Genomic DNA, 23,451 nt, shown 5'->3' with positions numbered 1-23,451 from the left:
AGCTTTTTTTATTTCCAATAGTTAAAGGTGTCCGTCAATGTCCCGTACTATTATGCTTATCCCTACAAGCGCTGGTGTTGGTCTTACTAGTGTTAGCATGGGTGTTCTTCGCGCTATGGAGCGTAAGGGCGTAAGTGTTTCTTTCTACAAGCCAATCGCTCAACCTCGTAGCGGTGGTAACCAACCAGATTTAACGTCTACTATCATTAGCACAAACAGCGACATTAAGATTGGTGAGCCAATCGCAATGACTAAAGCTGAAGCTTTGATCGGTAGCGAAAAAATGGACGAACTTCTTGAGTCAGTTGTTGAGCAATACAACAAAATCAATAAAGACGCAGAAGTAACGCTTATCGAAGGCTTAGTTCCTACTCGTAAGCACCCATTTGCAAACCAAGTAAACGCGGAAATCGCGAAAACACTTGGTGCGGAGATCGTATTCGTTGCGACCCCTGGTACATACAACCCTATTCAGCTTAAAGAGCACATCGAAGTAGCATGTTCTAACTTCGGCGGCACTAAAAACAAGAACATCAAAGGCGTGATCATTAACAAGCTTAATGCTCCTGTTGATGAAGCTGGCCGTACTCGTCCTGATCTATCTGAAATCTTTGACGATGCAGATAGCGCTCAGCAAGCGAACGTTGAAGTAATGCAAATCTTCAACTCTAGCCCTATCCGTGTTCTTGGCTGTGTGCCATGGAGCATCGACTTAATCGCAACTCGTGCGGTTGATATGGCTAAACACCTTAACGCTGAAATCGTTAATGAAGGTGAAATCTCAACTCGTCGTATTAAGAGCATCACTTTCTGTGCACGCTCTCTACCCCACATGATTGAGCACTTCAAACCAGGTTCACTACTGGTTACTTCAGCAGACCGTCCTGACGTTATCGTTGCTGCAGCTCTTGCTGCGAAAAACGGTGTTGAAATTGGCGCAATCCTACTGACTGGCGGTTACGACATTCCAGAAAGCATTGCTAACCTTTGTGCTCCAGCATTCGCTTCAGGTCTACCGATCTTCAAGGCTCAAGGTAACACTTGGCAGACGTCTCTTAACCTACAGAGCTTCAACCTAGAAGTACCTGCAGATGATAAAGAGCGTATCGAGTTCGTTAACGATCACGTTGCTAGCCACATCGATGGCCCTTGGATTGATTCTCTATCTGAAGGTACTCAAGGTATTCGTCGTCTAAGCCCACCAGCATTCCGTTACCAGTTAACTGAATTTGCTCGTAAAGCGGCTAAGCGCATCGTTCTTCCTGAAGGTGATGAGCCACGTACCGTTAAAGCAGCATCTATCTGTGCTGAGCGCGGCATCGCAACTTGTGTACTTCTTGGTAACCCTGAAGAAATTCGTCGCGTTGCTGCACAGCAAGGTGTTGAGCTAGGCGCTGGCGTTGAGATCATCGATTCTGCATCCGTTCGCGAAAACTACGTAGCTCGCCTAGTAGAACTTCGTGGCGCTAAAGGTATGACTGAAGTTGTAGCTCGTGAGAAGCTAGAAGATTCAGTATTCCTAGGCACTATGATGCTTGAAGCGGGTGAAGTTGACGGTCTAGTTTCTGGTGCAGTTCACACAACGGCGAACACAATCGTTCCTCCGTTCCAGATCATCAAGACGGCTCCTGATGCATCTATCGTATCTTCAATCTTCTTCATGCTTCTGCCTGATCAAGTGCTTGTATACGGTGACTGTGCGATCAACCCAGATCCAACAGCTGAACAGCTTGCTGAAATCGCTATCCAATCTGCAGATTCTGCTGCGGCATTCGGTATCGACCCACGTGTTGCTATGATCTCTTACTCTACTGGTGAATCTGGTAAAGGTGCAGACGTAGATAAAGTACGTGAAGCAACAAAACTTGCTCAAGCAAAACGTCCTGATCTAGTGATCGATGGTCCTCTACAGTACGACGCAGCAATCATGGAAAACGTAGCCGCTTCTAAAGCGCCTAACTCTCCAGTTGCAGGTAAAGCGACAGTATTCGTATTCCCAGATCTAAACACGGGTAACACGACTTACAAAGCTGTACAGCGTTCAGCTGACCTAGTATCAATCGGTCCAATGCTTCAAGGTATGCGTAAGCCAGTAAATGACTTGTCACGTGGCGCTCTAGTAGACGATATCGTTTACACAGTAGCTCTAACGGCTATCCAAGCGGATCAAGCAGAACAAGCTAAAGAGAAAGTAATTAACTAATCTTAATTCCCTTTTCTCTAATAAAAAAGACACGCTAAATTAGCGTGTCTTTTTGTATCTAGCATTCGGCTTCTGAATCTGACCGTGCAACAGCCAATTAGCTATGCGGTGGTCAATTAACTATGCGGTAGTCAATTCGCTATGCGGTGATCAATTAACCATGTAGCTAATGAGTTAACCATGCAGCCAATGATAAGCGCTTATATCAAGTCACGTTGATGCGGCGAATCAAGGCCAAGTTCTGGACCTTTGGGTACAACTTGTGTTGGATTGATGCCTGTATGGCTGTAATAGTAATGTCGCTTGATATGGTAAAAATCGGTCGTCTCTTTAATGCCTTCGATCTGGTAAAGCTCTTTTAAGTAGCCCTGAATATGGACGTAGTCTGAAATTCGCTGCTTGTTACACTTGAAGTGGCCAACATACACTGCATCGAATCTAACTAGAGTGGTAAACAACCTCCAATCCGCTTCTGTAATCTCGTTACCCGCTAAGTAACGATGTTCACTAAGATGAGCGTCTACTTTATCTAAGGCACCAAATAGAGAATCATACGCTTCTTCGTATGCTTCTTGCGTCGTCGCAAAACCCGTTCGATAAACACCGTTATTGATATTCGGATAGATATAGTCATTCCATTCATCAATCTTCTTGGCCAACTCCCACGGGTAGTAATCATCCGTGTTACCTGTTAACTCATTAAATTCGGAGTTAAACATGCGGATAATTTCAGAGGACTCGTTACTCACGATGGTGTTGGTTTTCTTGTCCCATAATACTGGAACCGTCACTCGACCTGAGTAATCAGGTTTGGCTTGAGTATAGATTTGGTGCATACGAGTGTGACCAAACAGAGGCTCAGGTAAACCCATTTGCCACCCTTCACTCATCATGTCTGGGCAGACTACCGTCACGTCAATATGATTGGCCAGACCTTTAAGCTCACGGAAGATCAAAGTTCGGTGCGCCCAAGGGCAAGCTAATGATACGTATAAATGATAACGGCCGCTTTCTGGCTGGAATTGTGCGCCCGACTTGTTCTCTACCCAGCTTCGAAAGCCAGCATCTTCACGAAAAAATTTGCCGCCACTTTCCTTAGTGTCGTACCAAACATCATGCCAAACACCTTCAACTAACTTACCCATATCCAAACCTCTGTCATCCAAACTTTTACTTAGTATAAAAAAAGCCCACTTTTTCAAAACTAGAAGAAGTTGGCTTAGTTGTTCGAATTATTTGATGAAGCTTGTTCGGCGTGAAAGTTTAGGTACAAAAAAAGCGCAACTCATAAAAAAGTTGCGCTTAAGCCTGTCACAGGCTGAACCGGTTTAAATAGGTTCTAGACTTGTACGTGCAAGCAAGATACTGCGTGTACGTCATTGCCTTGAATTGTGGGTTTCGTTTGAGCACAAGCCTCAGTTGCTTCAGGGCAACGAGTACGGAACACACAACCTGATGGTGGATTAATTGGCGATGGTAGATCACCCTCCAGCATCTGAATGGTTTTACTGCGCTCTAAGCGAGGGTCTGGAATAGGAACGGCTGACATCAATGCTTTGGTATATGGGTGCTTAGGATCCGAGAACAAGGCATCTGATTCGCCTAGTTCAACTGCATTACCTAAGTACATCACCAATACACGGTCAGAGATGTGTTTCACAACCGACAAATCGTGCGCGATGAATACCAAAGACAAACCTAACTCTTTCTGTAGTTCCATAAGAAGGTTAACTACTTGAGCTTGGATAGATACATCCAGAGCAGAAACCGGCTCATCACAGATGATCATCTTAGGCTTCAAGATAAGTGCACGTGCGATACCGATACGTTGACACTGACCACCAGAGAATTCATGTGGGTAACGGTTGATTACGTTTGGTAGTAAACCAACCTTTGCCATCATCTCTTTAACTCTGTCTTTCACTTCCTGTTTAGAAAGCTCAGGATAGAAAGTTTGTAGAGGCTCAGCAATGATGTCTCCAACTGACATACGCGGGTTAAGCGATGCAAGTGGGTCTTGGAAGATCATCTGAATCTCTTTACGAGTCTCACGACGCTTCACTTCCTGCATCTTAGTCAGGTCTTGACCTAACCACATAACCTCGCCTTCAGTTGCCTCAACTAAACCAATAATTGCGCGCGCAAATGTTGATTTACCACAGCCAGACTCACCTACTACACCCAGAGTCTCACCTTCGTAAAGGTGAACATCCACACCATCAACCGCTTTAAGGTTTGATGGTTTCGCCCAAGGCCAAGCTGACTTAGCCGCAATGCTAAAGTGAACTTTAAGGTTTTTAATATCTAATAGTAATTCTTTACTCATTTTGTCCAAGTCTCCCAATCAGAAAAACAAGCACGCTGACGATCTTTCGCAAATGGCTGCAAAATTGGTGCTTCTTGCTTACAACGGTCCATTACACGGTGACAACGGTCTTGATAAGGACAACCGGTTGGTAGGCGAAGTAAGTTAGGTGGGTTACCTGGAATCGTCGGTAGAATTTCACCTTCGGTATCCAAACGAGGAATTGCTTTAAGCAGGCCTTCCGCATAAGGGTGGCTAGGCTCATAGAAGATTTCGTCTACTGTGCCGTATTCCATGGTACGGCCAGCGTACATCACTAGAACTTTGTCACAAGAACCGGCAACTACACCCAAGTCATGGGTGATCATGATGATTGCTGTATTGAACTCATCTTTAAGCTCGTTCAGCAATTCCATGATTTGTGCTTGAATAGTTACATCCAACGCTGTTGTTGGTTCATCAGCGATAAGTAGTTTCGGGCGACATAGCAGAGCCATTGCAATCATCACACGTTGACGCATACCGCCAGAAAACTCGTGTGGATACATGGTAATACGTTTACGCGCTTCAGGGATTTTAACCGCTTCAAGCATGCGTACGGATTCTTCAAATGCTTCTGAACGACCCATACCTTTATGTAGCATGAGAACTTCCATCAACTGATCACACACTTTCATGTAAGGGTTCAGTGATGTCATTGGATCTTGGAAGATCATCGCGATCTGTTCAGCACGAACTTTGTTCAGTTCTTTCTCAGGTAGATTGAGAATTTCATTGCCTTCAAACTTTGCACTGCCTGAGATGATGCCGTTCTTAGCCAGCAGTCCCATCAGTGCAAATACCGTTTGAGATTTACCCGAACCTGACTCACCAACAATGCCCAGCGTTTCACCTTGGTTAAGTGAGAAGTTCAGGTCGTTTACTGCGGTTACGATACCATCTTGCGTGGTAAATTCGACGCGCAGATCTTTGACATCTAATAAGCTCATTATTGCTTCCTTAATCTTTTATAGCTTTTTTTGCTATTTAATTATCTGTCTTTTGGATCAAGCGCATCGCGCAGACCATCACCTACGTAGTTAAAGCAGAACAGCGTAACTACCATGAATGCGGCTGGGAATGCCAGTTGCCAAATAGCAACTTCCATTGTTTGCGAGCCTTCTTGTAGCAGCGCGCCCCAACTTGTCATAGGTTCTTGAACACCAAGACCAAGGAAAGATAAGAATGATTCTGTAAGGATCATGCTTGGAATAAGTAGCGTTGAGTAAACCGCAACAATACCCAATACGTTCGGTACGATGTGACGTGTAATGATTTTCCATTTGCTGACACCACATACGTGAGCAGCTTCAATGAACTCTTTACTACGTAAACTCAACGTTTGACCACGAACAATACGCGCCATGTCGAGCCAAGCAATAGCACCGATAGCAACAAAGATAAGTACGATATTACGACCAAAGAACGTCACCAGTACGATCACTAGGAACATGAATGGTACTGCGTATAGGATCTCTAGGATACGCATCATCACTCGGTCAGTGCGACCGCCAATGAAGCCTGAAGCCGCACCGTAAAGCGTACCAATCAGTACCGCTACGAATGCGCCCATCACACCAACCATAAGAGAAATACGGCCACCAATCATCGTACGAACGTATAGGTCACGGCCTAAACTGTCAGTACCAAACCAGTGATCAGCATTTGGGCCTACGTGCATTGCGTACCAGTCAGTATCATCGTAAGCATGTTCTGCCAACATAGGTAAGAAGATTACCGATAACACCATGACAATTAGAATGAACAGGCTGATCATTGCCGCTTTGTTACGCATAAAACGAATACGCGCATCCTGCCACAAACTACGACCTTCAATTTCCAAACTCTCAGAGAATTTTTCGATCGCTTCTAAGTTTTCTTTTTTCTTCAACATAACCATGCGTCCCTGCTAGTAGCGAATTTTCGGGTCTATAAGCGCTAGTAAAATATCAACGATTGCGTTGAATAAGATGAATAGGAAACCAATCAAAATGGTTACTCCCATTACTAACGAATAGTCACGGTTAAACGCGGCGTTAACAAACAGCTTGCCGATACCCGGTAGGCCGAAGATAGTTTCAACGACAACAGAACCGGTAATGATACCTACGAAAGCAGGTCCCATATAAGAAACGACAGGAAGCATTGCTGGTTTAAGAGCATGTTTAAGAACGATATAACGGTAACTTAGACCTTTAGCACGAGCTGTACGGATAAAGTTACTGTTTAGGGTTTCAATCATGCTACCGCGAGTAATACGAGCAAAGGTTGCTACGTATAGAAGAGACATCGCGATAACGGGTAGGACGATGTACATATAAGTACCACCGTGCCAACCACCTGCAGGAAATATATGCCAGTGCAGTGAGAATAGGTAAATAAGCGCTGGTGCCAACACGAAGGATGGCATCACCACCCCGAGCATCGCGGTCGACATTATGGTGTAGTCGATCCAGGTATTGTGCTTCAAGGCGGCAATGGTTCCGACCGTTACCCCCATAATCAAGGTAAAGATAAAGGCAACAAAACCTACCTTCGCAGAAACTGGAAGCGCAACCGCGATCAACTCATTTACTGTGTAATCTTGATATTTGAAAGACGGACCAAAGTCTCCCTGAAGGATGTTGGTCAGGTACGTGGTGTACTGTTCAAATACAGGTTTGTCTAAGCCATATTTAGCTTCGATGTTAGCCATAACTTCTGGCGGTAATGGACGCTCGCTTGAAAACGGGTTACCCGGTGCGAAACGCATGAGAAAGAAAGATATAGTGATCAACACCAACATAGTTGGAATCGCTTCAAATATCCTTTTCATAATGAATTTAAGCATAAACTCACTCTTTCAGTCTGTGACAATTAAAATTAGAAAGACGCTACATGCGCGCTCTGCGCATGTAGCGTCGGTATCGTTATAGTTATATTAACTTTTTAGAATCGAAGCGTTTATTATTCAGCTTTGATGTATAAGTCTTTCGAGAAGATCTTATCTTCCGCGTTGTTTGTTGGGAAACCACCAACATGCGGATTAAGTAGACGTGATTTCACGTATTGGTAGATAGGAGCGATAGGCATATCGTTCGCCATTAGCGCTTCAGCTTCAAGGTAAAGTGCTTCACGCTCTTCTTCTGAAGTAGAGTTAAGTGCTTTATCAATGATTTGGTCGTAAGCAGCGCTGTCGTAGTGAACACCACCAGTCGTGTTGTTACTCTTCATTAGCGTTAGGAATGACGACGCTTCATTGTAGTCACCACACCAACCAGCACGTGCTACTTCAAAGTCACCAGAATCTTTAGAAGATAGGTAAGTTTTCCACTCTTGGTTTTCAAGCGTTACTTTAAGACCCAGTGTTTTCTTCCACATAGAGCCTAGCGCTACAGCAATCTTCTTGTGGTTTTCTGAAGTGTTGTAAAGCAGGTTGAAGCTTAGTGGGTTATCTCGGCCGTAACCCGCTTCTTCAAGAAGACGTGCCGCTTCAGCGTTACGTTCTTTCTGAGTCATTTTACCGTACGCAGGAAGCTCAGGATTGAATCCTGCTGTAATCTCAGGAGTCAAGAAGTACGCTGGTTTTTGACCTTGTGCAAGGATCGCGTCACTTACGATATTACGGTCAATTGCGTAAGAAATTGCTTTACGTACACGAACATCATCAAATGGTGCTTTCTTTGTGTTAAAGATGTAGTAGTAGGTACATAGGTTACCCGCTACAGATACATCTTCCGCATACTCTTTCTTAAGACGCTTGAAGTGCTCAGTTGGAAGTTCGTTTGTAAAGTCGATTTCACCAGATAGGAAACGGTTCATTTCCGCAACTTGGTTTTCGATTGGTAGGAACGTTACTTTATTAAGAACAGTCTTATCGTTGTTCCAGTATTGCTCGTTACGCTTTAGTACTAGGCGTTCGTTAACAACCCATTGATCAACAGAAAACGCACCGTTACCTACAAAGTTACCCGGCTTAGTCCACTGGTCACCAAATTTTTCAACAGTCGCCTGATGTACAGGCTTCATTGTTGTGTGGCCCATCATCATTACGAAATATGGTACCGCTGTATCTAGTTCAACAACAAGAGTGTTTGCATCTACAGCTTTAACACCTAGCTCACTCTTGTCTTTCTTACCCGCTACGATGTCTTTCGCGTTCACCATCTTGGTATATTCCATGTACCAAGCATATGGAGAAGCAGTGGCAGGATCGACTGCACGTTGCCAGCTGTAAACGAAATCTTCAGCTGTTACAGGATCGCCGTTAGACCATTTTGCGTCTTTACGCAGGTGGAAAGTGAATGTTTTGTTGTCTGTCGTTTCCCAGCTTTCGGCTACACCTGGGATTGTATTACCTTCGCCATCTTGGTTCACTAGACCTTCTAGAAGATCACGAATTACGTGAGATTCTGGTACACCTTGAGATTTGTGTGGGTCGATAGTCGCAACTTCAGTACCGTTACCGCGAACAAGCTCCTGAACTTTTGCAAGCTCGGTGCCTGCTGGAACTTCAGCAGCGATAGAAAGGGTAGAAGTGGCAGCCACTGCCAAACCAGCACCTAGAAGAAGGGCCTGAGTGATTTTATTCTTGTACATTCAATAAACTCCAAGTTTTTTGTATTGCATCCATGACTTCTTTGCTCAGCTCACTGAACGGCAGTGATTTAGATTTATTTAGCTCAAAGTTTAAGCATAAAAATCTAAAACCTTACAAAGATTGAGGCACACACTATCAACCATTGAAGTAATTTGCCATAAACAAGTCGCAAAAAATCGGATAATTCTCCGAATCATTCAAGGTATCAGTGTAAATCTCTAATAAAAACCTAATGAATAGTGAGTTATATATAGGGATTTATTAAAAAACAGCCTTTAGTGTTGATGTATCTGAATTGATACTTTTTTTTAGCATCTTATGCTAGAACACTGTCGGCAAATTAACATTAATGCCACATGAAATCTAATTGCACATCACATATCCCCTAAATAGACTGCACTATTTGTGAGGATTATCACTTTATACAAAACAGCATAATGCGCTGCACCAAAACAGATGTAGATGTGCACCAAGACAGACAAAATTATGTATCGAATTTATATGCAACCTGAGCGCTTAACCATTTATTAAAAAGCCTTCTATTTATAAATAGCTTTGTAGCATGCACAAAAAAGCCGACGTTCAACGTCGGCTTTCTTATTATTTGCGTCCCAACCTGTCATGTATTTTCACGTTAAGGAAGAAACACGATCTGGGATGGATTACTTTTCCCAACGATCCGCAGCTTTAGTATCTGAATCGCGAGAATCAACCCAGCGGGTTGTTTCTGTGGTACGTTCTTTTTTCCAAAACGGCGCTTTGGTTTTCAGGAAGTCCATAACAAACTCACAGGCTTCAAAAGCAGCACCACGGTGTGCACTTGACACACCAACGTAGACAATCTGGTCACCAATATCTAGGTCACCCACGCGGTGAATAACTCGCATCTTCTCAATCGGCCAGCGCGCTTCAGCTTGATCGCAGATCTCGCTCAGCGACTTCTCTGTCATGCCTGGATAATGCTCAAGAGACAAACCAATCACGTTGTCACCAAGGTTCATGTCGCGAACTTTACCAACAAACGTCACTACCGCTCCAGCGGCTGTACCTTGAGCCAAATAATCGTATTCGCCACCCACAGAAAAATCTTCAGCAGTCACTAATACTCTTGGATCAATAACTCGAGAGTCATTCATGGTTAACCTCCAGTAACTGGTGGGAAGAAAGCCACTTCGTCGCCGTCTTTCACTTCAGTCGTCAAAGGTACAATTGATTGGTTGAGTGCTGCCAGCAGCTTGCCCTCTTCCAATGCGATATCCCATTTGCCTTCTTGTGTTACAAGGTGGCTGCGAATCGCTTCAATAGTATTGTATTGCGCATCGATCTCTAGGCTATCAACACCGACAAGTTCACGAGTTTGTGCAAAGAACAGTACCGTAATCATGATTCCACCTTGAAGTGACCTGACTTACCACCGGTCTTCTCTAACAAGCGTACATTCTCGATAACAATGTCTTTCTGAACAGCTTTACACATATCGTAAATAGTTAGTGCAGCAACAGAAGCAGCCGTTAGCGCTTCCATTTCTACGCCGGTCTTACCAGCAAGCTTACATACAGATTCGATTCGAACCTTACTTTCAGACTCGATAGCCTCAAGCTGAACTTCAACCTTAGTCAGTAGCAAAGGGTGACACAGTGGAATCAAGTCCCACGTCTTCTTCGCTGCTTGGATACCAGCAATACGTGCCGTTGCGAAAACATCACCTTTATGGTGGCTGCCAGAAACAATCAGCTCTAGCGTTTCTGCTGACATTTGAACGAAAGCTTCTGCTCTCGCTTCACGTACTGTCTCTGCTTTAGCCGATACATCGACCATGTTTGCTTCGCCAGACGCGTTAATGTGTGTAAATTGGCTCATGCTCAAATCACCTTATACAGAAAGATGTGGCATGAAGTTACAAGGACGGTGACTTGCATCTATCTGCTGCTTGATGATCTTAGTCCAACCTGTACGGCATGCACCTGTAGAACCAGGCATAGCAAAGATAACCGTATGGTTAGCAAAACCCGCAATCGCACGAGATTGAATCGTAGAAGTACCAATTTCTTCGTAAGACACTTGACGGAATAGTTCGCCAAAGCCTTCGACTTCTTTATCGAATAGTGGCTTAAGTGCTTCAGGCGTGCTGTCACGAGATGTAAAACCCGTACCGCCAGTGATCATGATAGCTTGAACGCTTTCATCCGCGATCCACTTAGAGACAATCGCACGGATCTTGTACATGTCATCGATAACGATTTGCTTATCAACCACATTGTGGCCAGCTTCTTTAGCATGCTCCGCTAGGTAACCACCTGACGTATCGTTTTCTTCTGTACGAGTATCTGACACCGTTAATACTGCAATGTTTGCTGCTTGAAATTTGCTTTCTGCGTGACCCATTTGTTCACCTATTTAAAATTTTTCAATGATTAGACTTATTCGCCCAGCTTAAAGAAGCTGAGCGATAAAATGCTTTAGAGTATATAGCGAGTTAACCGCCGATTGACGCCAAGTTTGGAGTCATGCCGCTGTTGCCATCGTGTAAGAAGTGGCTAACGGACTTGGTTTGAAGCTGAGCCTGAATTCGATCAATGAGCTCTTGCTCTTGTTGATCTTCTTGAATTAGATCTCTCAGTTCAACACCATGGTCACCAAACAGACATAAGTGAAGTTTACCGGTCGCAGAAACACGCAGTCGGTTACAACTCTCACAAAAGTCTTTCTCGTAAGGCATGATCAAACCAATTTCACCCTTGTAGTCTGGGTGGACAAACACTTGCGCTGGGCCATCGTTAACTGCTTTGACTTTTAATAGCCAACCATTAGCAATAAGCTGGTTACGAATCGCAACGCCAGACACATGGTGTTTATCGAACAACTCGTCCATCTCGCCAGTTTTCATTAGCTCGATAAAACGTAATTGAATAGGTTTGTCTTTGATCCAATTAAGGAAGGCTGGTAATTCCTGACTGTTGAGGTCTTTCATCAATACGACGTTGACTTTGACTTGTTCAAAGCCAACCTCAAACGCTTTATCAATGCCTCGCATAACCTCAGTAAACTTGTTCTCACCAGTGATCTGATGAAACATGCGCGAATCTAAGCTATCCACGCTCACGTTTATATGGGTTAAACCAGCATCACGCCATTGCCCTACTTGTTTCTCCATGCGGTAGCCGTTAGTTGTCGTGGCTACTTTTTCGATGCCTGGAGTAGAAGCAACGGTGTGTATGATTTCAGGAAAGTCTTTACGCAGGCTCGGCTCTCCGCCTGTAATGCGGATCTTTGAGGTACCACAATCTGCAAACGCTTTTACAATACGTTTGATCTCGGGAACACTTAAAAAAGACGAGTTTTTTTGCCCTGACGGTTTATAACCATCTGGCAAGCAGTAAGTACATTTAAAGTTACAGACGTCTGTAACCGACAAGCGCAAATAATAAAATTTGCGATGGAATCTATCTTCGAATTGTTGCGCCACGGAACACCTTTCCAAACACGGGAGGCATAATCATTTCCAATTAAGCCCTTGTGACAACATGTCACTGGCTCTTGATGCGTATCGGTACAGCAAATACCACTGTGCGACTTAGCATGCGAGAGCTCGGAGTTATGGCAACTGCACGTTATATTCACACGCGCAGTAGCTGAGTAATAAAATACTTAATATTTGTACGTGAATCTAGCTCTGATGACAAAAAACGGGTCACATCGGCAAAAAAAACGTATCAAACCCTCAAAATAACTCTTGTTGAGTATCTGATGAGAAGCATTTAACCTAAATTATAGTTGGTAATAATCTAACAAGAACAAAAAATGAATATTTACTCTTCAAAGAAAGTCGTAGCAATCGGTGGGGGCCATGGCTTAGGTCGCATGCTAGCTGCATTAAAAGACTTTGGTAACAACGCAACTGGCATTGTTGCGACCACAGATAACGGTGGCTCAACCGGAAGAATTCGAGACTGCCAAGGTGGTATTGCTTGGGGAGATACTCGTAACTGTATCAACCAATTAATCACAGAACCTTCAATTAGCTCGATGATGTTCGAATACCGCTTTCGCGGTCAAGGTGAACTCGATGGTCACAACTTAGGGAACCTAATGCTAACGGCGCTAGATAACCTTTCCGTTCGCCCATTGGAAGCAATTAACCTAATTCGAAATATGCTCAAGGTCGATGTCAATATCGTCCCGATGACCGAACACCCTTCAGACCTCACGGCCCTCTCAATGGATGGTCGTTGGGTAACCGGTGAAACCAACGTAGATGATATGACAGAAAAGCTGCGCATGATGGACTTATCACCGGAAGTACCCGCCACCAAAGAAGCCGTTCTAGCCGTTGAGCAAGCGGATTGTATTGTCCTGGGTCCAGGAAGCTTCCTAACCAGTGTTATGCCTCCGCTGCTACTTCCTGAAATAGGAAAAGCCATCGCTGACAACACCAAAGCTAAAGTAATTTTTGTTGAAAACCTGTCGCCGGAACACGGCCCAGCAGGAAAGATGACGCTTCAAGAACAATTAGAATGGTGTGAGCGCACCTGTAAAGCGAGAAAAATCGATGTCGTGCTGGGTAATGCGCCCCACCCTGAACTTGAAGGACTATGGAACTGTGTAACCACTGATCTTGCATCTCCTAATCGAGATTGGCGACATGACCGTTTAAAGCTCCAGCAAGCGATTAGATCCCAACTGGTCTAGTGCCAAATTTCTGATATAAAAAAGGAGCATCATGCTCCTTTTTTAATACCTGTCTCTGGTATATGTCGTCATCAACCGTTTTAGATGTCTGTCATCAACTGCTGATATTCTTGATACGTTGTTAACAAAAGTGCCTGCATACCTTGAAAGTCTACGTCTGTCACTGGCAAGGCTTGTTTTACTTTTGCGTCCAAGCTAATCGCGAAGCTACACAATGAGTCTGCGCCAAAACTCGCTGCACTACTTTTGAGTGCGTGGCTAATATCAGCCAAGTACTTGGAAGTATCATTAGCTTTATTGAGCTCTAGATGCTCATAGTAACCTTTCAATTCACCTAAAAATATATCCAATAAAACTGGAACATTCTCTTGCCCTATTTCACCGGCAAGCTCATCAACTTTTTGCTGATTTAATACTTTCATCATTGTTCTTTTCTTATTGTTTGGTGATTACTGCTTCGCATTCCACGTTTGCAATTTACGATATATCGTCGATGGACTGACATCCAAAAAACCGGCCGCACGGGGAATGTTACCATCACACGCTTTTATGGCCTGTTCGATAGCCGTTTTCTCAGTGATCCACAATGGGAAAATATCTTTCACGGTAATATCTTCGTTCTGCTTCTCTTTCAATCGCAGACTGTTTTCAATCGGCTGATTCAAAGGGGGTGGAAGCATGTTCAGAGTAATCTCTTTACCATTATTCAGTACCACCACATTTCGCAATACGTTTTGTAACTGACGAACGTTACCCGGCCACTCGTATTGATTGAAGCGATCAAGCACCTCTTGAGCAAAACGAACAAACGCTTTGCCCTCTTCAACTGACATGTAACCCAATAGCGAGTATGCAATCTCGATGACATCCTCGCCACGCTCACGCAATGGCGGTAAATGCAAAGGAATCACATATAAACGGTAGTACAAATCTTCTCTAAAGCGACCTTCTTGAACTTCTTTCCAAGGGTCACGGTTGGTTGCACAAACAAAACGCACATCCACACTCTTCATCTTCGAAGAGCCTACTTTTTGAAAAGTACCGGTTTGAATAAAGCGAAGAAGCTTGGTTTGCAGCTCAAGATCCATCTCGCACAACTCATCGAGAAACAGAGTTCCGCCGTCAGCCAATTCAGCAGCACCTTGGCGATCGGTGGCAGCGCCAGTAAAGGCGCCTTTAACGTGGCCAAACAGTTCACTTTCGATCAAATCTTTAGGAATAGCCGCACAGTTGATCGCGATGAATGGCTTATCGCCACGTTTACTCGCAGCATGGATAGCTTCTGCACACACCTCTTTACCGGTTCCACTTTCACCCGTGATGAAAATACTGGCTTTACTCGATGCGGCAGAGTCGATAGTTCGGTAAACCTGCTGCATGGTTTGGCTACTACCAATGAACCCTTGGTAGTTTTGATTTCCAGGATGTTCAGAGCTGTTCTTCAGCTTGGTCGCTTTACGTATCGCGTTATTCACCGTAATACGGAGTCGATCGGCTTCACACGGTTTGATCAGGAAATCTTGAGAGCCATGACGCATTGCTTCTACGGCGGTGTCAATAGAGCCGTGAGCGGTCATGAAAATAACTGGAACTTCAGGGTATTTTTGTTTTACGGCAAATAGCACGTCCATACCCGTCATATCGGGTAAACGTAGATCTAATAAAATGAGGTCTGGGATTCGATGATTCAAACTCTCAATTGCATCACGACCAGTGCCGACAATGTTGATATCAATTTCGAGCGGTGTAAGATACGAGCGATATAAAGCCGCTACCGAAGCCGTATCCTCTACCATCAACAAATACTTTGATTTGTTATCTAGCGTTTTTGATTGCATATCCTAGCCATTTATAATTTGCATTTCTTATTATAGTCGCATTCCGCTTTGCATTATGCAAATTGGCCACAATATTTGTATTGTATTCCTATACCAGCTTCAAATAATCAATGAATTAGCTACATGGCACGAACGATGCAGTGTTCTATTTGACCTTCGGGTCACCTAGCCAACTGACGTTGTTAGTGGACTCAGTGTTCACAAACGTAAGCCAGTAGAAAATTTACTACTGGCTGTTTTTTTGCCTAAATTTTCCCTCAAGTACGTTCCGTATCAGCTATTCGTAATAAACTGCTTTCTCAACTGTTCTATCTCATCACGTTTTTGCGCTGCCAACTCAAACTCCAAATTTTGAGCATGCTGATACATAGCACCTTCTAATTTACTGATCTCTTTATCAAGCTGCTGTGGAGTAAGCACTGTGTAATTTTCAGAATGCTCAGCAACTTTAGACAGTGGTACTTGCTTAGATTGTCGCTGTTGTTTTGACTTAGTTAGGTCGCCCAGCTCCATAATATCTTTGATACTACGTTTAAGCGCTTGAGGCGTAATACCCTGTTCTTCATTGTAAATCTGTTGTTTCTCTCTACGACGATCCGTTTCATCAATCGCTTTTCTCATCGACTTAGTAATTGAGTCTCCGTACAAAATCGCTCGACCTTCTAAGTTACGTGCCGCACGACCAATAGTTTGAATAAGAGAACGTTCAGAACGTAAGAAGCCCTCTTTGTCTGCATCAAGAATCGCCACCAGCGATACTTCAGGCATATCCAAACCCTCACGAAGTAAGTTAATGCCCACTAACACGTCAAACTCACCTAAACGTAGGTCCCGAATGATTTCTACACGTTCGACAGTATCGATATCTGAGTGCAAGTAACGCACTTTAACACCATGTTCACTTAGGTATTCGGTTAAGTCTTCCGCCATTCTTTTAGTCAATGTTGTAACCAACACTCGCTCTTCTTTGACTGAGCGAATTCTAATCTCAGACAATAAGTCATCAACCTGAGTCGCCACTGGCCTTACTTCAATAATAGGATCGAGCAAGCCAGTCGGACGCACTACTTGGTCAGCGATTTCGCCATCTGATTTTTCGATCTCATAATTTCCAGGCGTTGCTGACACAAAAATGGTTTGTGGAGAGATAGACTCAAACTCTTCAAACTTCATCGGTCGGTTATCCAACGCAGAAGGCAGCCTAAAGCCAAACTCCACTAAGGTTTCCTTACGAGAACGGTCACCTTTATACATAGCGCCGATTTGCGGCACAGTAACGTGCGATTCATCGATGATCAGAAGACCATCATTAGGTAAGTAGTCAAATAACGTAGGAGGCGCCTCTCCTTCCGCACGGCCACTCAAATATCGTGAATAGTTTTCAATACCCGAACAGAAACCAAGCTCAGTCATCATCTCGATATCAAACTGAGTTCTCTGAGAGATACGCTGTTCTTCTAACAGTTTGTTGTTGTCTTTTAGGTATTGAGCTCTATCCCGTAGTTCATCCTTAATTTTCTCAATCGCTTCAATGATTTTCTCTCTTGGCGTGACATAGTGAGTTTTTGGATAAACAGTAAATCGAGGTAAGTCTCTTTGCTTAATCGCGCCGGTAAGTGGGTCAAAGATGCTAATGCAATCCACTTCATCATCGAACATTTCAATTCGAACCGCATCTTGGTCAGATTCAGCGGGAAAGATATCAATCACCTCACCACGAACACGGAACTGCCCACGCTCAAACGCGACATCGTTTCTCGAATATTGCAGTTCAGCCAAACGGCGCAAAATATCTCGCTGGTCCATAACCTCACCACGACTCAAATGAAGCATCATTTTTAAATAGGACTTAGGATCACCAAGACCGTAGATAGCCGATACAGACGCAACAATAATGGCATCTTTTCTTTCTAACAAAGCTTTGGTGGCTGAAAGTCTCATTTGCTCAATATGAGCATTTATCGACGCATCTTTCTCGATGAAGGTATCCGTGGTTGGAACGTAGGCTTCCGGTTGGTAATAATCGTAGTAAGAAACAAAGTACTCAACGGAGTTATTCGGAAAGAAAGATTTCATCTCGCCATAAAGTTGAGCTGCCAACGTTTTGTTAGGGGCTAACAAAATTGCAGGTCTTTGAGACTGAGAAATGACGTTGGCTAACGTAAAGGTTTTACCAGAGCCCGTAACCCCCAATAGAGTTTGATGTGCTAAACCAGAATCCAATCCATCTAGTAATTTGGTTATCGCAGTCGGCTGATCTCCGGATGGGCTATAGTCCGATACCAAGTCAAAGAGTTTACTCATAGGTCGCCATTTCCATACTGTTTTTATAATCAGGTCATTGTCACTCTAGGAGGAGTGTTGTTGCAACTATTATCTAGAGAAATGCATCTTAAGATTAGAGATCAGTTATAGCTTTTAGTTTTAGAACTTGGTATTATCCGTGCCCCTGCAAAGTTTCCTCAGCTAAATTACTCAAATTTTAATCCACTACTTTTCCCCAAAAAATCTAAAAATACCGCTTGTTCTACTGTTCCCTTTATAATCTAAAAAAGTTATACAACCGTGATATTTTGATACAAATCCTTTAAATACATAATCTTAGTCGTATTTTTTGCATTTTCAGATTTATGCCAATTATTGTTGTTAAAGTTTCGCACACATACTTATCCACAATTTTGGTGGATAACTAAAGCAAAGCTAAATCCGGTAAGGCGTTCAAGAAAGTAAAGTTTTTTATCTTACTTTTTTCTTCTATTTTTTATTGACAGAAAATCGGACTATTATTAGAATTCGCGTCGCTAACAAGCAATTCCCCTTTAGTTCAGTTGGTAGAACGGCGGACTGTTAATCCGTATGTCGCAAGTTCAAGTCTTGCAAGGGGAGCCAAATTTAAAGAAGCCGCATCACTCGATGCGGCTTTTTGCGTTTTAGTGCTTTGGGAGCGTATTCGACTCGCCTCTTTCCTTCTCTTTTTGATAGTTCTGAGCACAAAATCCACAAATATGACCCTATTCGCAGGAAGCAGATCGAGTTCAATTCAAGAATGATCTTATGAAAGATCCAGAGCAACTCCCCCTATAAACTAGTCTCACGAAGTAAAAATTGGCCGTCTATACTTACCGTAACTTTAATAATCAAACGATTACCTGATGATTTTTTCACCAAGCACCTAAATCCCTAGTGATCCTTGGTTGTTATTAGGTGAGCAAAGCAGGATAATATCGGGATCGGAATCTCAAGAATTAATCCATTATGACCGAATACCTTTTGTTGTTGGTTGGCACAGTGCTGGTCAATAACTTTGTGCTAGTGAAGTTTTTAGGGCTATGTCCGTTTATGGGAGTCTCCAAGAAACTGGAGACCGCCATTGGCATGGGCCTCGCGACGACTTTCGTTCTGACGTTAGCGTCGGTATCAGCATACCTAGTAGAAACCTACATCCTTACCCCTCTGGGTATTGAATACCTGCGTACCATGAGTTTCATCTTGGTTATCGCGGTGGTCGTTCAATTTACGGAAATGGTTGTTCACAAAACAAGTCCTACTCTATATCGCCTATTGGGTATATTCCTGCCTCTTATCACCACCAACTGCGCGGTGTTAGGTGTGGCACTGTTGAACATTAATGAGAACCACAACTTCATTCAGTCGATCATCTATGGTTTTGGCGCAGCGGTTGGTTTCTCTCTCGTGTTGATCTTATTTGCTGCAATGCGTGAGCGTATTACGGTAGCTGATGTACCAATGCCATTTAAAGGCGCATCAATCGCAATGATTACAGCTGGCCTAATGTCTCTGGCATTTATGGGCTTTACTGGATTGGTGAAGTAGGCATGAGTACCATCTTAATTGCGATCATTGCACTCGCTGTTTTAGCGGCCGTTTTTGGTGCTATTTTGGGCTTTGCCTCTATCCGCTTTAAGGTAGAAGCCGATCCTATCGTTGATCAAATCGACACAATATTACCGCAAACTCAATGTGGCCAGTGTGGCTACCCAGGCTGTCGCCCATACGCAGAAGCGATTGCCAATGGAGACAAAATCAACAAATGTCCTCCTGGCGGCCAAGCAACCATTGAGAAACTAGCAGACTTGATGGGCGTAGAAGTTGAAGACTCCGCTCATGACTTAGATAACAAAGTAAAAACCGTTGCCTTCATTCATGAAGATATGTGTATTGGCTGTACCAAGTGTATTCAAGCCTGCCCTGTTGACGCCATTGTTGGTGGCACTAAAGCGCTACACACAGTAATCAAAGATGAATGTACAGGTTGTGACCTATGTGTTGCACCTTGTCCAACAGACTGTATCGAAATGATTCCAGTGGCAACAACGACTGAAAATTGGAAATGGCAGATGAACATCATTCCTGTTACTGATATCACTAACCAAGCGACTGATGCGACCGCGTCAGAGCCTAAAGCATAGGGTTAGTATGATCTCTTTAATTGAACAAATTCGCACGGGCTCTATTTGGAACTTTCCGGGCGGCGTGCACCCTGCTGAAAACAAGAAACAGTCGAATGCTACTGATATCGTTCATGCAAGGCTCCCTGAAGAAATAGTTCTTCCTGTGAAACAACACATCGGTAAGCCCGGTAACCTACTGGTTGCTATTGGTGACACAGTACTAAAAGGTCAGCAACTCACGGCTTTAGATACTGGTTTCACTTTGCCGGTACACGCACCAACATCGGGTGTAATTACCGAGATCGAGCCAAGAACCACCGCTCACCCTTCAGGCTTGAGCGAAGTTTGCGTGGTTATTAAACCTGATGGACTAGACACTTGGGTTGAAAAACACCCTGTTGAAGACTTTTCATCAAAAACATCTGATGAACTGCTTGATGTGATTCGCCAAGCTGGTATCTCAGGCATGGGCGGCGCAGGCTTCCCCACAGCTAAAAAGCTTCAATCAGGCTTAGGCCGTACCGACATTTTGATTGTCAACGCCGCTGAGTGTGAACCTTACATCACCTCTGATGACAAGTTGCTTCAAGAGCATGCCGACGAAGTATTAAAAGGCATCGAAGTAGTTGAACACATCCTTCAACCAAAGCTAACCGTGATCGGCATTGAAGACAACAAACCTGATGCGATAAAAGCACTTGAGATTGCAGCGAAAGACAAAGACATCGTCATTCGCGTTATCCCAACCAAATACCCTTCTGGTGGTGAGAAGCAGCTTATCAAGATCCTCACCAACAAAGAGGTTCCTGCTGGCGGCATTCCCGCGGATATTGGTGTTTTAGTTCAAAACGTCGGCTCTCTTTATTCTATTAAGCGAGCGGTAATTGACGGCGAACCTGTGGTTAACCGCGTTGTGACCTTAACCGGTAAAACCTTTAAGCAACCTCGTAACGTTTGGGCGCTACTAGGCACACCAGTACATGAATTGCTTGAAGAGTTTGGCTACAAAGCCGATAAAAAACTGCCACGTTTGATTTTGGGCGGCCCTATGATGGGCTTCACCTTGCCACATGCCAATGTGCCAATTACCAAAACATCGAACTGTATTTTAGCGCCAACGCGCCGTGAGATTTCACCAAGCACTTACGAGATGGAATGTATTCGATGCAGTGCATGTGCCGAAGCTTGCCCCGCATCACTACTTCCTCAACAACTGCAATGGCATGCAAAAGCCAACGAGTTGGATAAGTGTGAAGAGCTAAATATGAAAGACTGTATTGAATGTGGTGCTTGTGCTTTTGTCTGCCCAAGTGAAATCCCACTCGTTCAGTACTATCGCCAAGCAAAAGCAGAAATCAAAACAAGAAAAGATGAAGCGACAGCCGCAGAACGCGCCAAGATTCGTTTCGAAGAGAAAAACGCTCGTATGGAGCGTGACAAAGCCGAGCGTGAAAATCGCTTCAAGAAAGCCGCTGATAACCGTCGCAAAGACATGAAGTCCGCTGACGGTGACGATGCGATTGCTGCTGCGATTGCTCGTGTTAAAGCGCAAAAATCAGCAGCAGACCAAACACCAAATGCAGAACCAACCGTGAAACCTGCGGTTGCTGCTGCGATTGCCAAAGCAAAAGCGAAACAAGCTGCGGCTCAGAAAGCGAACGATGCTGGACCTGATAACTCTGAAATGTCTAAGTTACGAGAAGAGCGTAAGAGACAAGCTAGAGAGCGTAAGGTGCAACAGGTTGCAACTGATACTCCGGCAGAGAACTCTGGCGATGCTAAGAAAGATGCGGTCGCTGCTGCAATAGCTCGCGCTAAAGCGAAGAAAACTCAAAAAACGGAATCTGCTTCTGAAGCTCCAGCTGAAAGCTCTGGCGATGCTAAGAAAGATGCCGTCGCTGCAGCGATTGCTCGCGCTAAAGCGAAGAAAGCACAACAAACAGAATCTGCTTCTGAAGCTCCGGTTGAAAAATCAGATGACGCTAAGAAAGATGCGGTTGCTTCTGCAATAGCTCGCGCCAAAGCCAAGAAAGCGCAACAAGCTGAATCAGCTTCTGACGATCCAAGTGAAAGTAGTGGCGATGCTAAGAAAGATGCTGTCGCTGCAGCCATCGCTCGCGCTAAAGCAAAGAAAGCACAGCAAGCTAAGCAAGACGAGTCAGCTGAAACGCCTGAACCAGTGGTTGAACCTTTAGTTCAAATAAAGACTGAGACTCAACAAGAACCCGTCGATCCTAAAAAAGCAGCGGTTGCTGCAGCGATTGCTAGTGCCAAAGCAAGAAAGGCGCAGCAAGAGCAAGACAAAAAGAATAATGAGGAGAAAGAGTAGTGGCCTTCTTTATCGCCAGCTCACCACACGCGCACAATCGTAGAAGCACCCCAGACCTCATGAAATGGGTCGCTATTTGTGCATTGCCTGGTCTACTAGCTCAAACCTACTTCTTTGGATGGGGTACGCTCATCCAGTTAGTATTTGCTATTGCACTTGCTGTTACTTTTGAAGCGGCTGTGATGCTGCTAAGAAAACGCCCGCCAGTGATGGCATTGCGTGATTACAGTGCTGTTGTGACCGCTTGGCTACTCAGCGTCGCGATTCCCCCACACTCTCCATGGTGGATTATCGTTATAGGTATGTTCTTTGCGATTGTCATCGCAAAACACCTTTATGGTGGCCTTGGGCAAAACCCATTTAATCCTGCGATGGTGGCTTACGTTGTTTTGCTGATCTCATTTCCAGTTCAGATGACCAGCTGGAATGCACCTACTAGCTTAACGGCTGAAGCGACTAGCTTTGTTGACTCATTCTTGATGATCTTTACTGGTTTCAATAATGAAGGTTTGTCTCTACAACAAGCTCGCCTTGGTATTGATGGCACCACCATGGCAACCCCACTTGATGCATTCAAAACGGCATTAACGGCGGGCAACACCGCTTCTGAAGCACTGTCTCAACCTCAATTTAGTTGGTTAGCTGGTGTAGGCTGGGAATGGGTTAACCTAGCTTATCTAGTTGGTGGTTTGGTACTGATCAAACAACGTGTTATTCAATGGCATATCCCAGTAGCATTTCTGGGCAGTTTGACCCTATTTAGCTTAGTGTTCTTAATATTCACACCGGGTGAAACTGCTTCGCCAATCATTCATCTATTATCTGGCGCAACCATGCTTGGTGCATTCTTCATTGCAACAGATCCGGTTTCAGCCTCGACGACAGTGAAAGGTCGCTTGGTATTTGGTGCTCTGATCGGTGGCCTAGTATTTATCATCCGCAGTTGGGGTGGTTTCCCTGATGGTGTGGCATTTGCTGTATTATTAGCCAATATGTGTGTTCCACTGATTGACTACTACACCAAACCTCGTACATACGGTCACTAAGGAGCGGATAT

20 protein-coding genes, 1 tRNA gene and 1 riboswitch are annotated in these 23,451 nt (G+C 44.2%); of the genes, 7 read left to right on the top strand and 14 right to left on the bottom strand.

The annotated features are described in order from the left end of the window. Positions 1–37: 37 nt before the first annotated feature. Positions 38–2,203 (top strand): phosphate acetyltransferase, encoded by a 2,166-nt coding sequence (gene pta, locus OCV36_RS05055; protein WP_017076663.1) that lies wholly within the window; start codon positions 38–40, stop codon positions 2,201–2,203. Between the two features lie 200 nt (positions 2,204–2,403). Here the strand turns inward: pta and OCV36_RS05050 are convergent, their stop codons facing one another. The 11 genes from OCV36_RS05050 to moaA all read right to left on the bottom strand — a co-directional run bounded on the left by OCV36_RS05050 (position 2,404) and on the right by moaA (position 12,592). Further along, a complete protein-coding gene (locus OCV36_RS05050) occupies positions 2,404–3,348 on the bottom strand; it encodes a glutathione S-transferase family protein (protein ID WP_135454506.1) in 945 nt (314 codons plus the stop codon). A 194-nt stretch (positions 3,349–3,542) separates the two neighbouring features. After that, on the bottom strand, positions 3,543–4,529 hold the full coding sequence (oppF, locus tag OCV36_RS05045; RefSeq protein WP_029225281.1) for a murein tripeptide/oligopeptide ABC transporter ATP binding protein OppF: 987 nt from the start codon (positions 4,527–4,529) through the stop codon (positions 3,543–3,545). After that, positions 4,526–5,497: an ABC transporter ATP-binding protein gene (gene oppD, locus OCV36_RS05040; RefSeq protein ID WP_017076660.1), complete on the bottom strand. Its 972-nt coding sequence runs from the start codon at positions 5,495–5,497 to the stop codon at positions 4,526–4,528. Before oppD ends, oppF begins: the two co-directional genes overlap by 4 nt. A gap of 41 nt (positions 5,498–5,538) precedes the next feature. Beyond that, complete coding sequence (gene oppC, locus OCV36_RS05035) at positions 5,539–6,441, bottom strand: oligopeptide ABC transporter permease OppC (RefSeq protein WP_017076659.1); 903 nt, start codon at positions 6,439–6,441, stop codon at positions 5,539–5,541. Positions 6,442–6,456: 15 nt separating this feature from the next. Continuing rightward, positions 6,457–7,377 (bottom strand): oligopeptide ABC transporter permease OppB, encoded by a 921-nt coding sequence (gene oppB / locus OCV36_RS05030; protein ID WP_017076658.1) that lies wholly within the window; start codon positions 7,375–7,377, stop codon positions 6,457–6,459. A gap of 116 nt (positions 7,378–7,493) precedes the next feature. Beyond that, a complete protein-coding gene (locus tag OCV36_RS05025) occupies positions 7,494–9,125 on the bottom strand; it encodes an ABC transporter substrate-binding protein (protein WP_017076657.1) in 1,632 nt (543 codons plus the stop codon). Positions 9,126–9,788: 663 nt separating this feature from the next. Next, positions 9,789–10,262: a molybdopterin synthase catalytic subunit MoaE gene (gene moaE, locus OCV36_RS05020; protein WP_135454503.1), complete on the bottom strand. Its 474-nt coding sequence runs from the start codon at positions 10,260–10,262 to the stop codon at positions 9,789–9,791. A gap of 2 nt (positions 10,263–10,264) precedes the next feature. Then, a complete protein-coding gene (gene moaD, locus OCV36_RS05015) occupies positions 10,265–10,510 on the bottom strand; it encodes a molybdopterin synthase sulfur carrier subunit (protein ID WP_004734025.1) in 246 nt (81 codons plus the stop codon). After that, the gene (gene moaC / locus OCV36_RS05010; protein WP_017076655.1) at positions 10,507–10,986 is read right to left on the bottom strand and encodes a cyclic pyranopterin monophosphate synthase MoaC; all 480 of its coding nucleotides are present in this window, start codon (positions 10,984–10,986) and stop codon (positions 10,507–10,509) included. The genes moaD and moaC overlap by 4 nt, the downstream gene beginning before the upstream one ends. A 12-nt stretch (positions 10,987–10,998) precedes the next feature. Continuing rightward, positions 10,999–11,511 (bottom strand): molybdenum cofactor biosynthesis protein B, encoded by a 513-nt coding sequence (gene moaB, locus OCV36_RS05005; RefSeq protein WP_135454501.1) that lies wholly within the window; start codon positions 11,509–11,511, stop codon positions 10,999–11,001. A gap of 91 nt (positions 11,512–11,602) precedes the next feature. Further along, positions 11,603–12,592 carry a GTP 3',8-cyclase MoaA gene (moaA, locus tag OCV36_RS05000; RefSeq protein WP_026012219.1) on the bottom strand — a complete coding sequence of 330 codons (990 nt, stop codon included), beginning with the start codon at positions 12,590–12,592 and terminating at the stop codon, positions 11,603–11,605. Further along, positions 12,581–12,733: riboswitch (molybdenum cofactor riboswitch) on the bottom strand. Its footprint overlaps the gene before it by 12 nt. 194 nt (positions 12,734–12,927) lie before the next feature. Here moaA and OCV36_RS04995 point away from each other — a divergent pair. Continuing rightward, positions 12,928–13,815: a YvcK family protein gene (locus OCV36_RS04995; RefSeq protein WP_102554373.1), complete on the top strand. Its 888-nt coding sequence runs from the start codon at positions 12,928–12,930 to the stop codon at positions 13,813–13,815. An 80-nt stretch (positions 13,816–13,895) separates the two neighbouring features. Here the strand turns inward: OCV36_RS04995 and luxU are convergent, their stop codons facing one another. The 3 genes from luxU to uvrB form a co-directional block, all read right to left on the bottom strand. Beyond that, positions 13,896–14,240, bottom strand: coding sequence for a quorum-sensing phosphorelay protein LuxU (luxU, locus tag OCV36_RS04990; RefSeq protein ID WP_017076652.1), 345 nt, complete (start codon positions 14,238–14,240; stop codon positions 13,896–13,898). Between the two features lie 24 nt (positions 14,241–14,264). Next, the gene (luxO, locus tag OCV36_RS04985) at positions 14,265–15,653 is read right to left on the bottom strand and encodes a quorum-sensing sigma-54 dependent transcriptional regulator LuxO (protein WP_004734031.1); all 1,389 of its coding nucleotides are present in this window, start codon (positions 15,651–15,653) and stop codon (positions 14,265–14,267) included. Positions 15,654–15,926: 273 nt separating this feature from the next. Then, a complete protein-coding gene (uvrB, locus tag OCV36_RS04980) occupies positions 15,927–17,957 on the bottom strand; it encodes an excinuclease ABC subunit UvrB (protein ID WP_135454499.1) in 2,031 nt (676 codons plus the stop codon). 509 nt (positions 17,958–18,466) lie between these two features. On the opposite strand from uvrB, the gene OCV36_RS04975 reads away from it, so the two are divergent. From OCV36_RS04975 to rsxD, 5 genes are all read left to right on the top strand, one after another. Continuing rightward, a tRNA-Asn gene (locus tag OCV36_RS04975) sits at positions 18,467–18,542 on the top strand. 366 nt (positions 18,543–18,908) lie between these two features. Next, positions 18,909–19,487, top strand: coding sequence for an electron transport complex subunit RsxA (gene rsxA / locus OCV36_RS04970; protein ID WP_046222689.1), 579 nt, complete (start codon positions 18,909–18,911; stop codon positions 19,485–19,487). 2 nt (positions 19,488–19,489) lie between these two features. Continuing rightward, on the top strand, positions 19,490–20,083 hold the full coding sequence (rsxB, locus tag OCV36_RS04965) for an electron transport complex subunit RsxB (RefSeq protein WP_004734040.1): 594 nt from the start codon (positions 19,490–19,492) through the stop codon (positions 20,081–20,083). 7 nt (positions 20,084–20,090) lie between these two features. Next, positions 20,091–22,394, top strand: coding sequence for an electron transport complex subunit RsxC (rsxC, locus tag OCV36_RS04960; protein ID WP_135454497.1), 2,304 nt, complete (start codon positions 20,091–20,093; stop codon positions 22,392–22,394). Then, on the top strand, positions 22,394–23,440 hold the full coding sequence (gene rsxD / locus OCV36_RS04955; protein WP_017076178.1) for an electron transport complex subunit RsxD: 1,047 nt from the start codon (positions 22,394–22,396) through the stop codon (positions 23,438–23,440). The genes rsxC and rsxD overlap by 1 nt, the downstream gene beginning before the upstream one ends. The last annotated feature ends 11 nt before the right edge of the window (positions 23,441–23,451 follow it).

The sequence above is a fragment of the Vibrio echinoideorum genome, assembly GCF_024347455.1.
GTDB classification, from domain to species: Bacteria; Pseudomonadota; Gammaproteobacteria; order Enterobacterales; family Vibrionaceae; genus Vibrio; species Vibrio echinoideorum.
Note: the sequence above shows the minus strand (reverse complement) of the source record. Positions and strands in the feature narration are given on the sequence as shown.